The organism is Streptomyces sp. NPDC001108, assembly GCF_053598535.1.
In genome coordinates this window covers 213,971-232,167 of sequence record NZ_JBSFKL010000002.1, presented here as the reverse complement: position 1 = coordinate 232,167, position 18,197 = coordinate 213,971, and the positions used below count along the sequence as shown (strand labels likewise).

At 72.2% G+C, this 18,197-nt stretch carries 20 protein-coding genes; 11 read left to right on the top strand and 9 right to left on the bottom strand.

What is annotated here, in order from left to right:
• Positions 1-108: 108 nt before the first annotated feature.
• The 4 genes from ACWC97_RS05850 (at position 109) to ACWC97_RS05835 (ending at position 3,580) form a co-directional block, all read left to right on the top strand.
• On the top strand, positions 109-1,062 hold the full coding sequence (locus ACWC97_RS05850; protein ID WP_352278428.1) for a LysR family transcriptional regulator: 954 nt from the start codon (positions 109-111) through the stop codon (positions 1,060-1,062).
• A 92-nt stretch (positions 1,063-1,154) separates the two neighbouring features.
• The gene (locus ACWC97_RS05845; protein ID WP_450647668.1) at positions 1,155-2,162 is read left to right on the top strand and encodes an NAD-dependent epimerase/dehydratase family protein; all 1,008 of its coding nucleotides are present in this window, start codon (positions 1,155-1,157) and stop codon (positions 2,160-2,162) included.
• Between the two features lie 72 nt (positions 2,163-2,234).
• On the top strand, positions 2,235-2,630 hold the full coding sequence (locus ACWC97_RS05840; RefSeq protein WP_450647666.1) for a DUF952 domain-containing protein: 396 nt from the start codon (positions 2,235-2,237) through the stop codon (positions 2,628-2,630).
• Entirely contained in the window at positions 2,627-3,580 is a 954-nt protein-coding gene (locus ACWC97_RS05835) for an NAD(P)H-binding protein (RefSeq protein ID WP_450647664.1), read from the top strand. The genes ACWC97_RS05840 and ACWC97_RS05835 overlap by 4 nt, the downstream gene beginning before the upstream one ends.
• Before the next feature lie 61 nt (positions 3,581-3,641).
• Here ACWC97_RS05835 and ACWC97_RS05830 read toward each other — a convergent pair whose 3' ends face one another.
• Positions 3,642-4,268 carry a TetR/AcrR family transcriptional regulator gene (locus tag ACWC97_RS05830; RefSeq protein ID WP_450647662.1) on the bottom strand — a complete coding sequence of 209 codons (627 nt, stop codon included), beginning with the start codon at positions 4,266-4,268 and terminating at the stop codon, positions 3,642-3,644.
• A gap of 103 nt (positions 4,269-4,371) precedes the next feature.
• Here ACWC97_RS05830 and ACWC97_RS05825 point away from each other — a divergent pair, with 103 nt between their 5' ends.
• Positions 4,372-5,859, top strand: coding sequence for an MFS transporter (locus ACWC97_RS05825; protein WP_450647660.1), 1,488 nt, complete (start codon positions 4,372-4,374; stop codon positions 5,857-5,859).
• A 49-nt stretch (positions 5,860-5,908) separates the two neighbouring features.
• On the opposite strand, the gene ACWC97_RS05820 is transcribed toward ACWC97_RS05825, so the two are convergent.
• The 3 genes from ACWC97_RS05820 to abc-f form a co-directional block, all read right to left on the bottom strand.
• Positions 5,909-6,403 carry a VOC family protein gene (locus tag ACWC97_RS05820; RefSeq protein WP_352278436.1) on the bottom strand — a complete coding sequence of 165 codons (495 nt, stop codon included), beginning with the start codon at positions 6,401-6,403 and terminating at the stop codon, positions 5,909-5,911.
• Positions 6,404-6,621: 218 nt separating this feature from the next.
• Positions 6,622-6,879 carry a hypothetical protein gene (locus tag ACWC97_RS05815; RefSeq protein WP_352278437.1) on the bottom strand — a complete coding sequence of 86 codons (258 nt, stop codon included), beginning with the start codon at positions 6,877-6,879 and terminating at the stop codon, positions 6,622-6,624.
• A gap of 146 nt (positions 6,880-7,025) precedes the next feature.
• Entirely contained in the window at positions 7,026-8,693 is a 1,668-nt protein-coding gene (gene abc-f / locus ACWC97_RS05810) for a ribosomal protection-like ABC-F family protein (protein WP_450648186.1), read from the bottom strand.
• Positions 8,694-9,170: 477 nt separating this feature from the next.
• Here abc-f and ACWC97_RS05805 point away from each other — a divergent pair, with 477 nt between their 5' ends.
• A complete protein-coding gene (locus ACWC97_RS05805; protein WP_450647657.1) occupies positions 9,171-9,704 on the top strand; it encodes an AAA family ATPase in 534 nt (177 codons plus the stop codon).
• An 83-nt stretch (positions 9,705-9,787) separates the two neighbouring features.
• Here the strand turns inward: ACWC97_RS05805 and sodN are convergent, their stop codons facing one another.
• Positions 9,788-10,183 (bottom strand): superoxide dismutase, Ni, encoded by a 396-nt coding sequence (sodN, locus tag ACWC97_RS05800; RefSeq protein ID WP_352278442.1) that lies wholly within the window; start codon positions 10,181-10,183, stop codon positions 9,788-9,790.
• Between the two features lie 208 nt (positions 10,184-10,391).
• Here sodN and sodX point away from each other — a divergent pair, with 208 nt between their 5' ends.
• Positions 10,392-10,841, top strand: coding sequence for a nickel-type superoxide dismutase maturation protease (sodX, locus tag ACWC97_RS05795; protein WP_352278444.1), 450 nt, complete (start codon positions 10,392-10,394; stop codon positions 10,839-10,841).
• On the opposite strand, the gene ACWC97_RS05790 is transcribed toward sodX, so the two are convergent.
• A complete protein-coding gene (locus tag ACWC97_RS05790) occupies positions 10,745-11,374 on the bottom strand; it encodes a CGNR zinc finger domain-containing protein (protein WP_352278446.1) in 630 nt (209 codons plus the stop codon). The two genes, sodX and ACWC97_RS05790, sit on opposite strands and share 97 nt — an antisense overlap.
• 76 nt (positions 11,375-11,450) lie before the next feature.
• On the opposite strand from ACWC97_RS05790, the gene ACWC97_RS05785 reads away from it, so the two are divergent.
• From ACWC97_RS05785 to ACWC97_RS05775, 3 genes are all read left to right on the top strand, one after another.
• Positions 11,451-12,224: a class I SAM-dependent methyltransferase gene (locus ACWC97_RS05785; RefSeq protein ID WP_450647655.1), complete on the top strand. Its 774-nt coding sequence runs from the start codon at positions 11,451-11,453 to the stop codon at positions 12,222-12,224.
• A 150-nt stretch (positions 12,225-12,374) separates the two neighbouring features.
• Complete coding sequence (locus ACWC97_RS05780; RefSeq protein ID WP_450647654.1) at positions 12,375-12,863, top strand: SigE family RNA polymerase sigma factor; 489 nt, start codon at positions 12,375-12,377, stop codon at positions 12,861-12,863.
• Complete coding sequence (locus tag ACWC97_RS05775; protein ID WP_450647652.1) at positions 12,860-13,621, top strand: hypothetical protein; 762 nt, start codon at positions 12,860-12,862, stop codon at positions 13,619-13,621. Before ACWC97_RS05780 ends, ACWC97_RS05775 begins: the two co-directional genes overlap by 4 nt.
• A gap of 109 nt (positions 13,622-13,730) precedes the next feature.
• On the opposite strand, the gene ACWC97_RS05770 is transcribed toward ACWC97_RS05775, so the two are convergent.
• The 3 genes from ACWC97_RS05770 to ACWC97_RS05760 are packed head-to-tail and all read right to left on the bottom strand — an operon-like array spanning position 13,731 to position 16,416.
• The gene (locus ACWC97_RS05770; RefSeq protein WP_352278454.1) at positions 13,731-14,492 is read right to left on the bottom strand and encodes an amino acid ABC transporter ATP-binding protein; all 762 of its coding nucleotides are present in this window, start codon (positions 14,490-14,492) and stop codon (positions 13,731-13,733) included.
• A complete protein-coding gene (locus tag ACWC97_RS05765) occupies positions 14,489-15,439 on the bottom strand; it encodes an amino acid ABC transporter permease (RefSeq protein WP_450647650.1) in 951 nt (316 codons plus the stop codon). Before ACWC97_RS05765 ends, ACWC97_RS05770 begins: the two co-directional genes overlap by 4 nt.
• 29 nt (positions 15,440-15,468) lie before the next feature.
• Positions 15,469-16,416: an ABC transporter substrate-binding protein gene (locus tag ACWC97_RS05760; RefSeq protein ID WP_352278458.1), complete on the bottom strand. Its 948-nt coding sequence runs from the start codon at positions 16,414-16,416 to the stop codon at positions 15,469-15,471.
• A 536-nt stretch (positions 16,417-16,952) separates the two neighbouring features.
• On the opposite strand from ACWC97_RS05760, the gene ACWC97_RS05755 reads away from it, so the two are divergent.
• Positions 16,953-18,167, top strand: coding sequence for an NAD(P)-dependent malic enzyme (locus tag ACWC97_RS05755; RefSeq protein WP_450647648.1), 1,215 nt, complete (start codon positions 16,953-16,955; stop codon positions 18,165-18,167).
• Positions 18,168-18,197: the final 30 nt, after the last annotated feature.

Here is an 18,197-nt window from a genome sequence, read left to right as displayed (position 1 = left end):
GTCCCCGTACGGTCGCTGAAGCTTCCGTCAACTCCCGGTGAATTAAAGGGCTTTGAGATGATTGGGGAGTCTGGTGCGACCGTCTCCCGCCGCCCTACGCTCGCTCGTATGGAGCTTGAGGTGAGGCACCTCAGGGCGCTGTGCGCCATCGCGGACGCGGGCAGCCTGCACCGAGCCGCCCGCCGCCTGGGCGTCAGCCAGCCCTCTCTGACCACCCAGCTGCGCCGGATCGAGAACGCCCTGGGCGCCGAGCTGTTCTGGCGCGAACGGACCGGCTGCCGCCCGACCCAGCTCGGCCGCGCCGTCCTCAGCCGCGCCCGCCCCCTGGTCGACGGCATGACCGCCCTGGTCAGCGACGCCAGGGCGGAGGCCGACGCGGTCCGCGCCACCGGTCCCCGGCTGCGCATCGGCTGCACGGCGAGCCGGGTCATCGGCGGCTGGTTGCGCCGGCTCCGGCTCCGGCTGCCCGGCACCGACATCTCGCTGCGGGTCGACGTGTCGGCCCGCGCCCTGCTCCGCGACGTCGCGACCGGCGCGCTGGACGTCGCCTTCGTGCACGAGGTCGAGGGGTGCCCGCTGGCGGTACCGGACGGTCTGGAACAGCGCGTACTCCTGGACCGCGAACCGCAGTTCATCTCCATGGCCAGGGACCACCCCGCCGCCGCCCGCCCGGTGGTCGACCTCGTCGACCTGGCCGCCGACCGGTGGATGGTCGACCCCACGGTGGACGGCGAGTGGGACGGGCTGCGGCGGGTCTTCGACGCGGCCGGTCTCGCCCCGACCGTCCTGCACGGGGACTACCTCACCGCCGCCTCGCTCATCGTGCTCGGCGAGGCGGTCGCCCCCTGCCAGCCGACCTCCGGGCCGCGCGACGACATGGCGATCCGCCCGCTGCGCGACGACCCCCTCGCCGTACGGCTGCTGCTGCTCTCCCGGCCGGGCGCCGACATGGACCCGGTCTACGCGGAGCTGGAGGCGGCCTACCGGGAGGCCGCCTCGCGCGCCGCCGGGTACCACCAGTGGCTGCTGCGCAACCGCAGCCCGCTCGCCCGCACCCCGTGACCGGAAGGTTCCCGGTTTCGCCGTGGGCGTGCCGATTCCGCCAGGAGCGAGGACCGGTTACCGGAACGGCTCCGGCCGGGCAGAGTCGGATCATGAGGCTACTGATCCTGGGCGGTACGGAGTTCGTGGGGCGCGCGGTGACCGAGGAGGCGTCGGCGCGCGGCTGGGACGTCACGGTGTTCCACCGGGGCCGGCACGCCGCCCCGCCGGGCGTGGCGGAGCTGCTCGGCGACCGCACCGCGCCGGACGGCCTCGCCGCGCTGGCCCGGGGCGCCGCAGACGGGCCCGGCTGGGACCTGGTCGTCGACACCTGGAGCGGCGCACCCTCGGCCGTCCGGGACGCCGCCCGGCTGCTCGCCGGCCGGGCCGGGCGGTACACGTACGTGTCCAGCCGCTCCGTGTACGCGTACCCGGCCCCGGCCGGGCTGCCCGAGGACGGCCCGCTGGTCACCGGCGCCTCACCGGACGCGGGCGGGGACGTCCCGTACGCGCAGGCCAAGCGCGGCGGGGAGCTGGCGGCGCTCGACGCCTTCGGCGACCGGGCACTGCTCGCCCGCGCCGGGCTGATCCTCGGTCCCGGGGAGAACATCGGCCGACTGCCCTGGTGGCTGGGGCGGATCGCCCGGGGCGGGCCCGTACTGGCCCCCGGCGGACCGGATCTGGATCTCCAGTACATCGACGCCCGCGACCTCGCCGGCTGGCTGCTGGACGCGGCCCGCGCCGGGCTGCACGGCCCGTACAACCTGGTGAGCCGCCCGGGCCACACCACCATGGGGCGGCTGCTGGAGGCCTGCGTGCGTGTCACCGGCTCCGGCGCCGAGCTGCGCTGGGTCCCCGAGGAGGCGATCCTCGCGGCGGGCGTGGAGCCGTGGAGCGACCTGCCGGTCTGGCTGCCGCCGGGCGAGCTGTACGACACGCTCCACCGCGGCGACGTCGAGCGGGCGCACGCGGCCGGGCTGCGCTGCCGCCCGGTCGAGGAGACGGTCGCCGACACCTGGACGTGGCTGGAGAAGCTGGGCGGACGGGCCCCGCAGCGGCCGGACCGGCCGGCCGTCGGGCTGGACCCGGAGGTGGAGGCCCGGCTCCTCGGGGGCGCCTGACACCGGCGCGCGCCCGGACCCGGCCGCGCGCTGATCCACCGGGGAACACGGCACAGCCCGTAGTTTTGGCCCATGGCCGAACTGCTGCTGCACCTCACCGAAGGCCCGCTGTGGGAGGCGGCCCGCGGGATCGGGACGTTCGAGATGTCCACCCGCGGCCGCACCCTGCACGAAGAGGGCTTCATCCACTGCTCGCTGCCGCACCAGCTCGACGGTGTCGCCGAACTGCTCTACGGCACCGGGAGCGGGGCCGGCGCCCACGACCAGGAACTCGTCGTCCTCGTCATCGACCCCGACCTGCTCACGGTGCCCGTCCGGTACGAGCCCGCCGCGCCCGGCGGCGAGGAGTTCCCGCACATCTACGGTCCCGTCCCGGTGGACGCGGTCGTCGAGGTGCGCCCCTGGCCCGGGAACGCGCCCGGGAACGCGCCCGGGAATTCGCCGGGGAAGGAGGACGGTCCCGCATGAGCGACACGTCCGCCACGAGCACGCCGGTCCCGGACGCCCCGATCGTCGCCGTCACCGGCGCGGGCGGTGCCGTCGGCGGCCGGGTCGCCCGGCGGCTGGTCCGGGCCGGGGTGCCCGTACGGCTGCTCGGCCGCGACCCGTCCCGGCTGCCCGAACTGCCCGGAGCGGTGGCCGCCCCGCCCGCCCCGTACGGCGACGGGGAGGCCATGCGGCGTGCCCTGGCCGGGGCGCACACCCTGTTCCTGGTCTCGGCGCACGAGAGCCCGCACCGGGTACGGGAGCACACGACGGCGGTGGACGCGGCGGTGGCCGTCGGCGTCGAACGCATCGTGTACGTCTCGTTCCTGGGAGCGGCGCCGGACGCCACATTCACCTTCGCCCGGGACCACTGGCACACCGAGGCGCACATCCGGGCCGCCGACGTCCGCCACACCTTCCTCCGCGACAGCCTGTACCTCGCGGGCATCCCGGCCATGACCGGCGCCGACGGGGTGCTGCGCGGACCGGCGGGCGACGGACGGGTGGCGGCGGTGGCGCACGACGACATCGCCGACGCCGCCACCACCGTCCTGCTGGCCGGTACCGGACCGGGCGCCGAGGGCCCCGTCACCCGGCACGACGGGCGGAGCTACGACCTCACCGGCCCCGAGGCGTTCACCCTCGCCGAGGCGGCGGAGGAGCTGAGCCGGGTCACCGGCCGGGCCGTCACCTACGTGCCGGAGACCCGCAAGGAGGCGTACGCCTCACGGGCGCACTACGGGGCCGAGGACTGGGAGGTGGCCGGCTGGGTCACCTCGTACGAGGCCATCGCCGCCGGTGAAATGGCCACGGTCTCGGACGCCGTGCCGCAGCTCACCGGCCGCCCGGCGACGGGCCTGGCCGCCTTCCTGCGGCAGCACCCGGACAGCTACCGGCACCTGCTGGCACCGGACGGGCCGCCCCGACCCTGAGCACACCCGAGCCCTTGGGCCGCCCCGCGCCCGCCCGCTTCCCGTGGGCGGGCGCGGCTGTTCAGACGACGTACGCCCCCGACCGCGCCGCGGCCTCGGCGGCCTCGGCGGCCCGGTCCGCCGCCGCCGCGTCGAGCCTGTCCCCGCTGGTCAGCAGCCGGTAGTAGAGCGGTGCCGACACGGCGCGGACCACTTCGCCGGGGTCCGTGCCGGCGGGCAGCTCGCCGCGTTCGACGGCCTCGGTGACGCAGGCGGACCACTCCTCGACCCGGATCGCGTAGAAGCGGTGCAGCGCCTTCGCCGTGTGCGGGTCGCAGAGGGCCGCGGCGATCACGGCCCGGAAGAGAGCACCCTGCCGCGCGTCGGTGAGGGTGTCCACCACCAGCCGGGCGTTGGCCCGGAGGTCCTCGGTGAGCGAACCCGTGGCCGCACGGGGCGAGGACTGCTCGGCCATGTCGTCCAGCAGGTCCGCCATCAGCCCGGTCGGGGTGGACCAGCGCCGGTAGACGGTGGTCTTGCCCACGCCCGCCCGGCGCGCGACGTCGGCGAGGTCCAGCCGGCCGAAGCCGTGCTCGGCCAGGGCGTCGCCCGCCGCCCGCAGCACCGCTTCACGCACCCGGGCGGTACGGCCCCCGGGACGCACGCTGCCGGGTTCCACCGCCTCGGGGTCCACACCCTCAGAAGTCATAACGGGTCTCCAGTTCCATTAGTGTCTCTTCCTCTGCTACGGTGACGCCCACCTTAACGGAACCACAGTCCCGTTAGAGAACCTGCGCTGAGGAAGGCCCGCCATGTCCGCGCCCAGCCCCGCCCCGTCGGCCGCGACCGACTCCGCCCCCGCCCCCTCCGGGGATCGCGTCCCCGCCGCTCCAGCCGTCCGGATGACCGGGCGGCAGAAGCTCGTCCTCACACTTCTCCTCGGCGCGCAGTTCATGATCGCCGTGGACTTCTCGATCCTGAACGTCGCGCTGCCCGCCGTCGGCCAGGGGCTCGGTTTCCCCCTCTCCCGACTCCAGTGGATCGCCACCGCCTTCGCCCTCGCCGCCGCCGGGTTCACCCTGCTGTTCGGCCGGATCGCCGATCTGGTCGGCCGGAAGCGGATGTTCCTCGTCGGCATGACCGTCCTCGGTCTCTCGTCCGTTCTCGGCGGGCTCGCCACCTCGCCCGGTGTGCTGCTCGTGGCCCGGGTGCTCCAGGGGCTCGCCACGGCGGCCGTCACGCCCGCCGGGCTGGCACTGCTGACCACCGCCTTCAAGGAGGGGCCGCTGCGCGAACGCGCCCTGGGCCTCAACGGGGCGCTGATGTCGGCGGGCTTCACCGCCGGGGCCGTCCTCGGCGGACTGCTCACCGACCTGCTCTCCTGGCGCTGGGCCTTCTTCGTCAACGTGCCGGTCGCCGCCCTGGTCGTCGCCCTCGCCCCGTCCGTCGTCACCGACGCCCGGCCCGCCCGTCGTCCCCGGCTCGACGTCCCCGGCGCGGTGACCGTCACCGGCGGACTGCTGCTGCTCGTCTACGGTCTGACCCGGGCCGGCGAGTCCGGCTGGACCGGGCCCGTCACCCTGGCGGCCCTGCTTGCCGGGGCCGCGCTCCTCGTCGCCTTCCGGTTCGTCGAGGCGAGGGCCGCGGCGCCGCTCGTCCCCGTACGCGTCCTGCGGCGGCGCGGCGTCGTCTGGGGCAACACGGCGGGGCTGATCGCGTTCGTCACCGAGACCTCGCTGGTCTTCCTGCTCACCCTCTACCTCCAGGAGGTCCTCGGCTACTCGCCGCTCGCGACCGGGCTCGCCTTCGGTGTCCTCGGCGTCGGCACGGTGCTCGGCGGGGCGTTCGGCGGGCGGGCAGTCGGCCGGTTCGGGAGCCGGGCCACCATCGTCGGCGGCGGGATCGTCCAGGCCGTGGCGACCCTCTCCCTGGTCGCGCTGGGCAGCACAGGTGGCTGGATCGCGCTCTTGCTGGTGGCCACGTTCGTCGGCGGCATCGGCAACATGCTGATGATCGTCGGCTTCATGGTCACCGCGACCTCGGGGCTCCCCGACGAGGAACAGGGCCTGGCCACCGGGCTCGCCACCATGACCCAGCAGGTCGGCATCACGATGGGCATCCCGGTCATGAGCGCGATCGCCACCGCCCGGATCTCCGCCCTCGGCGGCACCGGACCCGAGGCCGTCCTGTCCGGGGTCGCGGTCGCGATCCTGGTCAACGCGGCGCTGGTGCTCGCCGGGGCACTCCTCGCGGGGGCCTTCCTCGCACCGCGCCGCCCGGGCGGCGCGTCCCGCCCGTGACGGGACGCGGGCGGGGCGGGCCGTCGGGGGTGTCCCGGCGGCCCGGTCGTCAGGAAGCGCTCTGCCGGCCGGCGCCGTGCGCCTGCCGCAGCGCGGCGATGTCGAGCTTCTTCATCGTCATCATCGCCCGGGTGACCCGGGCGGCCTTCTCCCCGTCCGGGTCGCTCACCAGCTCGATCAGCCCGTCGGGCACGACCTGCCAGGAGACCCCGTACCGGTCCTTCAGCCAGCCGCAGGGGCCTTCCTCGCCGCCGTCGGTGAGGAGCGCCCAGTAGTGGTCCACCTCGGCCTGGTCCGCGCAGCCGATCTGGAACGAGATGGCCTCGTCGAAGGTGAACGCCGGTCCGCCGTTCACCCCGACGAACCGCTGGCCGTTGATCTCGAACTCCACCGTCATCACCGAGCCGGCGGGCCCCGGCCCGGCCTCGCTGTAGCGGGCGACCCTGCCGACGCGGGAGTTCCGGAAGACGGACACGTAGTACTCCGCGGCCTCCTCGGCCTGCCCGTCGAACCACAGACATGTGGTGAAACCCTCGGTCGCCATAGCTGTCTCCCCTCGTGTACGCAGCCCCGTTTCATTGCTCGCGTATACCAGGAGGAGCGAAGTGACGGGGGACCGGAATCGGCCGACTCCATATGGTCCCCCGGAAGCGCGCAAACATCTCGACGACACGGCCGTGTCGGGCGAAACGAGCGCGAATCGCTGCGCCGCGCCATGGAGTTGCCGCTCCGTTCCGATCCGGTCGCCTCCGGGCGCGGTGGTCAGGCGGAGGTCGTGGGCCAGGCGTCGCCCGGGCGGCGGCACTGGTAGACGCGGCTCGCGTGCACCGGGACGGCCGGATAGGCGGCGGCGATGGTGGCCCGGTACGCCTCGGCCGCGGCCCGCGCCGCGGCGTCCTCGTGCGGCTGCTGGGAGGGGGACGAGCTGAGCGGGAACTTGATGACGGCGCCTATCTCGACGCCGGTGTCGTAGGCCGTGAACGAGTACTCGACGGCGTAGGCGCCTTCGGGGACAGACATGTTCAGTCTCCTGACGAAGAGGGATCGCACGGTATGCGGTACCAAGTGATCTTAAAATAAACGATGTTGGCCACTGTGGCGCGTAGTCGGACGGCGGGTCGCATCGGTGCCGGGGGCGTCGGACACCGGACTGCGGCGTCGCGGGGTCATGCGCCGGACACCCTCCGGGGCATGACCGGACCGGGGCAGCGCCCGTGGCCGGCGTGCAGTTCGAGGCGCTCGGCCGCGAAGGACGCCCGGAAGTCCCGATCGTGCGAGACCGCGACCACCGCCCCCGGGTAGGCCGCGAGCGCCGCCTGAAGGTCCTCGACCAGGTCGAGTGCGAGGTGGTTGGTCGGTTCGTCGAGGACGAGGAGGTCGGCGGGCCGGGTCACCAGGGTCGCGATCTGCAACCGCCGCTGCTGGCCCACGGACAGGGCGGCGACCGGGACGTGCAGATCCTGTTCGCGGAACAGGCCCAGGGACAGCAGCTGTTCGGCGTGCTCGTCCGGCGGCCCGGGGCGCCCGGCGGCGAACGCGGCGAGCAGCGGCAGCCGTGACGCGCGGGCGGGCAGTTCCTGGGCGAGATGGCCGACGCGGGCGGGGCGGCGCACCGTGCCCGCGTCCGGTCGCAGCTCGCCCGCCAGGACGCGGAGCAGCGTCGTCTTGCCCGCCCCGTTCCCGCCCGTGACGAGGAGGCGGCCTCCCGGCCCGATCGTCAGGAGCCCGTCGAGGCTCAGCCGTTCCCCGACCCGTACGCCGTCGAGTTCGGCGAGTACCTCCTGGGCCGGGCCGGGGTCCGCGGACGGCGGCAGCGTCGTGAACCGGAGCGGTTCCGGCGGCTTCACCACCGGGTCGCGCCGCATCCGCTCCAGACGCTCCCGCGCCGAGCGGACCCGCCCGCCGAGCTTCGCCTCGCTGGAGCGGCGGTGCTTGCCGAAACCCTGCTTCGGGTCGCGTCCGGTGACGGCCAGCCGCCGGCCCGCGGCCTCCAGCAGCTCCTCCGTCCGGGCCACCTCCTCGACCCAGTCCGCGTACCGCTGCTCCGCTCCGTGCCGGGCGGCGGCCCGCGCGGCACGGTAACCGGCCCAGCCGTCCCCGTACCGGCGCACGGTGCGCTCGTCCCGGTCGACCTCCAGGATCGTGGTCGCGATGCGTTCCAGGAAGCCGCGGTCGTGGGTGACCGCGACGACGGTGCCGCGGTGGGCGCGCAGGTGTTCCTCCAGCCAGCCCACGGCCGCCGCGTCGAGGTGGTTCGTCGGCTCGTCCAGAAGCAGCAGTTCCGGGGCGGCGGCCAGGCAGCAGGCGAGCGCGAGCCGCGACTGTTCACCGCCGGACAACGAGCCGAGCAGCCGCTCCCGGCCGATCCGGGCCAGCCCGAGCCCGTGCATGGCGGCATCGACGCGGGCGTCCGCCTCGTATCCACCGCGTTCCTGGTAGGCGGTCAACAGATCGCCGTACGAAGCGAGTTCCGCGTCCGACGCGTCGGCGAGGGCCGCCTCCGCGACACGGATCCTCCGCTCCATGTCGCGCAGTTCGGCCAGGGCGAGGTCGACGGCGTCCTGCACGGTGCGGCCCGCGTCGAGGCCGAGGGTCTGGGCGAGATGACCGGTCCCGCCGGGAAAGCGGACGGTGACCTCCCCGGCGTCCGGCTCCTCGACCGCGGCGAGCAGCCGCAGCAAGGTGGACTTGCCGGAGCCGTTCTCACCGATCACGGCGGCCTTCTCGCCCGGCCGTACGGTGAAGGAGACCTGGTCGAGGACGGTCCGGGTGCCGTACGACTTGGTGACGGACCTGACGGACAGCTGCGCCACGGTGGGGGCGGCGGTGGGCATGACGGTATGAGCGCGGTCGCGCATAAGGCTTTCCCTGGGCATGCGAAGGGTCTACGGGCGGCAGAAACGGCGGCAAGGGCCGTGCCCGGACTCAGACGAAGAAAAGGAAAGCCATGCCGCCACCGTAACAAGACGCATCGTCCTGCTCCATGGGATTTACGGGGGTACGGAATCGACGACCGCGGCGAGGAGGTGTGCTCGGCCCGACGATTCCCCGCACTCGACCGGGCGTGCTCCGAGCCGCCGATCCGGCACGTGGAAGCGGGCGGACGGCACGGCCCGTGGAATTGAGAGGACGGCCCCGGCGACAGCGAGGCTCCCCGCCGTGCCGCGATGGGGGATCCCCTCCGGCACAGCCCGGTCGACCGGGGAGGGAGTGCCCCATGCGCGAGCCGGGGGTGCGTGGTCGGTCACTTCGTCGGGCACGCTGGGACGGTGCCGATGCCCACGGACGGATCCGAACGTAAGGACTGCCCCGTGCCCCTCGCTGTTCTCCTGGTCGGGCTGCCCGGTTCCGGGAAGACCACCCTCGCCCGGGCCCTGGCCGGCCGGGGGTTCGCGCGTCTCTCCGTCGACGAGGAGGTCCACCGTCTGCACGGCCGTTACGGCGTGGACTATCCCGAGGACACCTACTTCGCGCGCGAGCGGCCCGTCGTCGAGGCGGTCCGGCGGAGGTTCGGCGAGGAGATCGCGGCGGGGAACGACGTGGTCCTGGACCACGGCCTGTGGCGCCGTCGCGAGCGGGACGCGTGGCGGCGGGCGGCCCGTGACGAGGGTGGTCTGCCGCTGGTCGTGCACCTGCCTGCCGGCCGCGACGAGCTGGTGCGGCGGCTGGCCGGGCGCAACGGACGCGGGGATGCCAACGCTCTCGTGGTCACGCCCGAAGCGCTCGACGACTTCTTCGGCCGTTTCGAACCGCCCGGGGTGGACGAGGAGGTCATCATCCATCGAGGTGACCTCGGCGCGCTTCTGGCGGCGCTGGCACAGCACCGGCGCGCCGAAGGGGCTTGACGGCGGGGCGGGCGGAAGCGAGGAAGGGAGGCCCGGCCGCGCGAAGCGGCCGGGCCTCCCTTCCTCGCCGAGCGGCGAGAAGGTCAGGCCTTCTTCGTCTCCCAGAAGATCTTGTCGATCTGGGCGATCAGGTCAAGAGCCTTCTGGCCCGTCGCCGGGTCCGTGGAGGCCTTCGCGGCCGAGAGGGCCTTGAGGGTGTCGTTGACCAGCTGGTGCAGCTCCGGGTACTTCTCGAAGTGCGGCGGCTTGAAGTAGTCGCTCCACAGCACCGAGACGTGGTGCTTGGCGAGCTCGGCGCGCTGCTCCTTGATGACCACCGCGCGGGCCCGGAAGTGCGGGTCCTCGTTGGCCTGGTACTTCTCCTGGACGGCCTTGACGGACTCCGCCTCGATGCGGGCCTGGGCCGGGTCGTACACGCCGCAGGGCAGGTCGCAGTGGGCGCTGACCTTCACCTTGGGGGCAAACAGGCGGGAAAGCATTGAGCTGTCCTTCCTCGTGATCGTCTTCTCAGGTGGGACATTACTCGGTGAGAGGCGGGTTTTCCCGGGTGCCCCCATGGGCTTAGGCCAAAAGTCCGGGGCGAGGATGAGGCCAGTGGCCCGGTGATGCGGGACGCTGTTGTCGGGACGGGTACGGAATGTGTGCGGGACGGGCCGGGAGGTACCGGAGATGCGGGAGGTGCCGGAGATGCCGGAAACGCCTGAGCCGACGCGGGAGCGGTCCGGGCGGGGGCCGGTGGCGCGGGGGCCGTTCCAGGTGGTGGAGGTGACCGGGCCGTCGATGGTGCCGACGCTCCATCACGGGGACTGGCTGCTGGTGCAGTACGGGGCCCGGGTCCGCCCCGGTGACGTGGTGATCCTGCGCCATCCGTTCCAGCAGGACCTGCTGGTGGTGAAGAGGGCCGCCGAACGGCGCCGGGGCGGCTGGTGGGTGCTGGCCGACAACAGCTTCGCGGGCGGTGACAGCACGGACTACGGTGCCGTCCCCGAGGAGCTCGTACTGGCCACGGCCCGGCTGCGGTACCGGCCGCCGGCGAAGGGTCAGCGTTCGCTGCGGTCCGTGGTGAGCTGGGCGGTCTCCGCGCTGCGGCCGGTGTCGGCGGCCCGCTCCGTCTCCAGGCGCTTGCGGGCCCGGTAGGCGGCCACGTTGGCGCGGGTCGCGCACCGGTCCGAGCAGTAGCGGCGGGACCGGTTGGTCGAGGTGTCGAGGTAGGCGTTGCGGCACGGCGACGCCTCGCACAGGCCGAGCCGGTCGACCCCGTACGACGTGAGGTGGAAGGCCAGGCCCATCGCCGCGATGGCGGCGTACCCGGCCGTCGCGTTCGACGGGTGGTCGGCCAGGTGCATGTGCCAGTCCGGCTTGCCGTCCGCGTCCCGGGTCTCGTGGCCGGAGATCTGCGGGCTGACCGGGAACTCCAGCATCAGCGAGTTGAGCAGGTCGACGGCGAGCGTCTCGTCACCCCCGTCGGCCGCCTCGAAGACCGCGCGCAGCCGGGCCCGTACCGACCTGAAGCGGGTCACGTCCGCGTCGGTGGCGCGCCGGGCGGCCTGCTGGTTGGGGCCGAACAGCTCGCGGACCGCCTCCACGGAGGTGAGGCAGTCCTTGTTACGGGCCGGCTCCTCGGTGTTGACCAGACGTACGGCGTAGTCCGAGTAATAGGCCAGTTCCACTTGTAGTCCTTACGGCGTCGGTCTATGGTCGATGCGTCGAAAGATGTAATGGGCTGTTCAAGATTCAGGGTATTACATGGAGGTTCCGGTGGCAGAGACGTCGACGGGTACGGACTGGCGGGCCTGGCAGGAGAGCTGGGACCGTCAGCAGGAGTGGTACATGCCCGACCGCGAGGAGCGCTTCCGGGTGATGCTGGACATGGTCGAGGCCGTCGTGGGGCCGCGGCCGAGGGTGTTGGACCTCGCGTGCGGTACGGGAAGTATTACGGACCGGCTGCTCCGGCGGTTCCCGGAAGCCACCAGTACCGGAGTCGACCTCGACCCCGCGCTGCTCACCATCGCGCGCGGCTCCTTCGAGGGGGACGGGCGCGTCGAGTTCGTCTCCGCCGACCTCAAGGACCCCGCGTGGGCCGCGAAGCTGCCGTACGACTCGTACGACGCCGTCCTCACCGCGACCGCCCTGCACTGGCTGCACACCGAACCGCTCGCCGCGCTCTACGGGCACATCGGCGGGCTGGTCAGGGACGGCGGCGTGTTCATGAACGCGGACCACATGATCGACACCACCACGCCCCGGATCAACGCGGCCGAGCGCGCCCACCGGCACGCCGTCATGGACCGGGCCAAGGAGGCGGGCGCGGTCGACTGGGCGGACTGGTGGGCGCTGGCCGCCAAGGACCCGGCGCTGGCCGGACCGACCGCCGAGCGGTTCCGGATCTACGGTGAACACGCGGACGGCGACATGCCCCCGGCGGCCTGGCACATCGACACCTTGCGTGCGGCCGGGTTCGGTGAGGCGCGGGCCGTCTGGGCCTCGCCCTCGGACACCCTGGTGCTCGCCGTGAAGTGAGGGACAGACGGTTCGTCAGGACCGGGAGAGGGGGAGGGCGGTACGTCGCCCTCCCCCTCTCCCGTGTGCGCTGCAACCCGCCGCGGCCCCCACCGCACTGGAAGGGATGAGACGGTCCGCACCCGCGGACCCGGGAGAGGGGCGCCGACGATGCGGATCGATGACGATGCCGCGCTGCACGCCTTCGTCGAAGGCAGACGTACCGCGCTGTTCCGCAGCGCGTACCTGCTCTGCGGCGACCGGCACGAAGCCGATGACCTGGTCCAGGCGACGCTGGTCAAGGTGGTGCTCGGAGGGCGGCGGTACGGACGGCTCGACAACATCGAGGCGTACGCGCGCAAGACGCTGATCAACACCTTCATCGCATCCCGCCGCCGGTTCTGGCGGCGCGAGCAGTCCTACGGGGAACTGCCCGACCGCCCCGACCGGACGGCCGACACGGACACCGGTCTGGCGGTACGGGCGGCGCTCGCCCGTCTCACCGACAAGCAGCGGGCCGTCCTGGTCCTGCGCTACTGGGAGGACCTGAGCGTCGAGGTCACGGCCGAGCTGCTCGGGATGCGGGAGAACACGGTCAAGAGCCACACGGCTCGGGGGTTGGCGGCACTGCGCGCCGAGATGGCGGAGGAATTGGTATGAGCAACGACGTGCACGAGCTGCTGGGGCGGGCCGCGGACGGCGCGGGGGAGCCGACGACCTCGGTACGGGCGGTGTACGCCGGGGCCGCCCGGGCGCGGCTGCGCCGCCGGGCCGGCGTCACGACCGCGGCGGTCGCCGCCGTCGCGGCCGGTGCGGTCGTCCTGCCGGGGCTGTCCCCGGCCGGGAGCGGCGGCGGCCCGGCCGTGCCCGGGGCCACGGTGGCGGCCCCGGTCGAGCTGGTGGGCAACGGCGGCCGGGAGAAGGAACTGGCGAAGGTGCTGCCCCCGGGCGTCGGGGTGGTCAACGAGGTCTCGATGGCCGTGATCATCGACGGCGACACCTACGAGCGGGAGATGCCGCACCTCCAGGGACCGCTGGACGGCAGCTACTCCGTACGCAGGGACGGTGGCGTCGGCTACCTCACCATCGGCTACATGGACACCGGCAACGGCGGCCGGGCGCAGGACATCTGCAAGCCCTCCCACGGGGTCCCCGGTGCGACGGACTGCGTGAACGAGAAGCGGCCGGACGGCAGTGTGCTGACCACCTGGACCGACGCGATGGAGGGCGTCGAACTGCCCTGGGGACCCGAGCTGAGCGGCCGGCTGGTCATGAAGGACGGCGGGGTGCTGGCCGTGCGCGGCAGCACCGGCTTCGAGGGGAAGCGGGCGCAGGGGCCGCTCCTGAAGAACCCGCCGCTCACCCGGGACCAGTTGCGGTCCCTGCTGCTCGACCCGGCCCTGCTGCCGAAGAAGTAGGCGGGGAATGAGGAGAGGGGGAGGGCCGCGCGGCCCTCCCCCTCTCCTCATGGCCTCATGGCCTCATGGCCTCATGGCCTCATGGCCTCATGGCCTCATGGCCCGGGCGTCACAGGACCTTGGACAGGAACGACTTCGTCCGGTCGTGCTGCGGGTTGGTCAGCACGTCGCGCGGGTGGCCCGACTCGACGACCACGCCGTCGTCCATGAAGACCAGCGCGTCGCCGACCTCGCGGGCGAAGCCCATCTCATGGGTGACGACGATCATGGTCATGCCGTCCTCCGCGAGTCCGCGCATGACGTCGAGGACATCGCCCACCAGCTCCGGGTCGAGCGCCGAGGTCGGCTCGTCGAAGAGCATCAGCTTCGGCTCCATGGCCAGGGCGCGGGCGATCGCCACCCGCTGCTGTTGGCCGCCGGAGAGCTGCGAGGGGTAGTTCTTCGCCTTGTCGCCGAGGCCGACCCGGTCCAGCAGCCGCTCGGCGCGGGCCCGGGCCACCGCCTTGGACTCGCGCCTGACCTGGACCGGGGCCTCCATGACGTTCTCGATCGCCGTCATGTGCGGGAAGAGGTTGAAGCGCTGGAACACCATGCCGATGTCCTGGCGCTTCAGCGCGACCTCGCTGTCCTTCAGCTCGTAGAGCTTGTCGCCCTTCTGCCGGTAGCCGACCAGTTCGCCGTCGACGTACAGCCGGCCGGCGTTGATCTTCTCCAGGTGGTTGATGCACCGCAGGAACGTCGACTTGCCGGAGCCGGACGGGCCGATCAGGCAGAAGACCTCACGCGGCGCGACCTCCAGGTCGATGCCCTTGAGGATGTGCGCGGCGCCGAAGGACTTGTGGACGCCCTCGGCCTTCACCATGGCGTTCATGCCATGCCTCCCTTCGGGCGGCCCAGGGACAGCAGATTGGCCCTGACCTTCTGGAACGGGGTGGGCGGCAGGCTGCGGCTGGAACCGCGCGCGTAGTACCGCTCCAGGTAGTACTGGCCGACGCTGAGCACCGAGGTCATGATCAGGTACCAGGAGGCGGCCAGGAAGTACATCTCGACCGGGGCCCCGGACGCCTGCCCGATGTCCTGGGCGTACTTGAACAGCTCGTAGAACTGGACGGCCGCCACCAGCGACGTCGTCTTGAGCATGTTGATCACTTCGTTGCCGGTGGGCGGCACGATCACCCGCATGGCCTGCGGGACCACGACGCGGCGGAGCGTCTTGCCGTGGCTCATGCCCAGCGCGTGCGCGGCCTCCGTCTGCCCCTCGTCGACGGAGAGCAGCCCCGCCCGGCAGATCTCGGCCATGTACGCGGCCTCGTTCAGGCCCAGGCCGAGCAGCGCCGTCAGCAGCGGCGTCATGAAGCTCGACCAGTAGTCCTTGTAGATCGGCATCAGGTCGATGTACTCGAAGACCAGGCCGAGGTTGAACCAGACGAAGAGCTGGACCAGGACCGGGGTGCCGCGGAAGAACCAGATGTAGAACCAGGCGATCGACGAGGTCACCGGGTTCTTCGACAGCCGCATCACGGCCAGCAGGATGCCGCCGACGACACCGATGACCATGGACAGGGCGGTCAGCAGCAGGGTCTGGCCGACGCCCTTCAGGATGCGGTCGTCGAAGAAGTAGTCGGGGACCGCGCCCCAGTTGATCTTGCCCTGGCTGAAGGCGTAGACGATCGCCACCAGGACACCGATGGCGACGGCCGCCGAGACGTACCGGCCGTAGTGCCGGACCGGGATGGCCCGGATCGCCTGGGGTCCGGACGACGGGGCGGCGGGCGGCGGGTCGGCCGGGCCGGTCCTCTTCTTCTCGAAGTCAGTCACAGGAAGAACCTTTCTGCGCCGATGCCCTGTCAGGACCCGCCATTGATCTTGGCCTCGGTGACGGCCCCGTCCTCCACCTTCCACTTGGCGAGGATCTTGCCGTACTCGCCGTTCTTGATGATCGCGTCCAGGGCCGCCCGGATGGCCTGGGTCAGCTGGTCGTTGCCCTTGGCGACGGCGATGCCGTACGGGGCCGCGTCGACCTGCTCGCCGACCATCTGGAAGTCCTTGCCGTCGCCCGAGGTCTTCACCGCGTACGCGGCCACCGGGAAATCGGAGGAGCCGGCGTCGACGCCACCGCTGCGCAGCCGGGTCTGGGCCTCCAGGTCGTTGTCGAAGGTCTCGATCGTGATCGACCTGCCGGCCGGGCACTTCTTCGACTCGGCCTTGGCGAGGTCGTGCGAGACGGTGTTGCGCTGGACGGCGATCTTCTTGCCGCAGAGGTCGGCCCAGGACGCGATCCCCTGGTCGTCGCCCTTGCGCGTGTAGATCGAGACACCGGCGTTGAAGTAGTCGACGAAGTCGACACCCTCGCCGACCTTCTTGTTCGTCTCGGGGTCGATGCCCTGCTGGCGGTCCTTGGTGTCGGTCATGGACGACATGGCCAGGTCGTAGCGCTTGGAGCGCAGGCCGGTGATCAGCGTGTCGAACGTGCCGTTCTGGAACTCGAGGGTCAGGCCGAGCTGCTTGCCGATGGCGGCGGCGATGTCGGGATCGATGCCGACCGTGTTGCCGGACTTGTCCTTGAACTCGACCGGCGGGTAGGCGATGTCCGAGCCGACCCGGAGCGTTCCCTTGTCCTTGATCGCCGCGGGCAGCAGATGGGCCAGCGGGGCCTGGTCGTTCGAAGCGGGGCGCGAGCCGTTCTTCGTCTGGTCGCCACAAGCGGTCAGCAGCATGGTGCCGGCGACCGCGATGGCGCCGACCGCTGCGATCCGGTGCTTCGCGGTCGGTCGACAGGTGGTGCGTGCGGTCATGATCGGGATTCCTCCGGCAGGTGAGGGTGGTGTGGTGCCAGGCGGTATGGACACGTGACTGTCGATGTCGCCCCCCTGATTGGTTAGGGCATCTTGCCATTCGGACTGGCTCAAACTTGCCGCTGAACATGTCAAAATCGGATAACGGGCCGTTCCAGTAGCCCAGAAGGCCGGTACTGGGCCGGTGTGCGGGGCCGGACGTTCTTCGGGGAAACGGATTCCCGGCCGGAGGATCTGTGGCGCGTCTTGACAGGTGGACACTTTCGCCGTCCAGCTGACATGTCCAGATATTCGAGTATGAGTCACGTCACCGAGCCGCCCCGGACTCGTCGATGACGGGCTCTGTCCGGTAAGAAAGACCTTTACACCCCTCATCAGGGGCTCGGGGCGCGTTGTGCGGCGCGCCCGCGCGTATGTAGTTCCCCCTGCCGGTGCGGGCCAACCGCCGACGCAGGGAACGTACGCGGTGCCCGCCCACCCCTCCTCAACCAGGAGTGGCCACCCTCAAAAAGATGAAGACTTAAGGGGTCAACACCATGGCAGCGGAGATCGTCAATCCTCGCAGCGACAGCAATACCGACAACAGCAGCACCGACGAGCCGTTCGATCCGGCCTTCGCGCTGCACCGCGGCGGGAAGATGGCCGTGCAGGCCACCGTCCCGATCCGCGACAAGGACGACCTGTCCCTCGCGTACACGCCCGGCGTCGCCAAGGTGTGCAGCGCCATCGCGGACAACCCCGAGCTGGTCCACGACTACACCTGGAAGTCCCAGGTCGTCGCGGTCGTGACGGACGGCACCGCGGTGCTCGGCCTCGGTGACATCGGGCCCGAGGCGTCCCTCCCCGTGATGGAGGGCAAGGCGATCCTCTTCAAGCAGTTCGGCGGGGTCGACGCGGTGCCGATCGCGCTCGCGACCACCGACGCGGACGAGATCGTCGAGACCGTCGTCCGGCTCGCGCCCTCCTTCGGCGGCGTGAACCTGGAGGACATCTCGGCCCCGCGCTGCTTCGAGATCGAGCGCAAGCTCCAGGAGCGGCTCGACATCCCGGTCTTCCACGACGACCAGCACGGCACCGCCGTCGTGACGCTCGCGGCCCTGCGCAACGCCGCGAAGCTGTCCGGCCGCAGCCTCGGCGACCTGCGCGCCGTCATCTCCGGCGCGGGCGCCGCCGGGGTGGCCATCGCCAAGTTCCTGCTGGAGGCCGGGCTCGGCGACGTCGCCGTGGCCGACCGCAAGGGCGTCGTGAGCCGGGACCGCGAGGACCTCACCGAGGTCAAGCGCGAGCTGGCCGAGCTGACCAACCGGGCCGGGATCTCCGGTCCGCTGGAGGCCGCCCTGGCCGGTGCGGACGTCTTCATCGGCGTCTCCGGCGGCACGGTCCCCGAGGCGGCCGTCGCCTCGATGGCGCCCGGCGCGTTCGTCTTCGCCATGGCCAACCCGAACCCCGAGGTCCACCCCGACGTCGCGCACAAGTACGCGTCCGTCGTGGCGACCGGGCGGTCCGACTACCCCAACCAGATCAACAACGTGCTGGCCTTCCCCGGCATCTTCGCCGGCGCACTCCAGGTCCGGGCCTCCCGGATCACCGAGGGCATGAAGATCGCCGCGGCGAACGCGCTGGCCGACGTCGTCGGCGACGAGCTCGCGGCGGACTACGTGATCCCCTCGCCGTTCGACGAGCGGGTGGCCCCCGCCGTTACGGCCGCGGTGGCGGCGGCCGCGCGGGCCGAGGGCGTGGCCCGGCGCTGAGCCGGGCGGGTGAGGGGGCCGGGGCCGCCG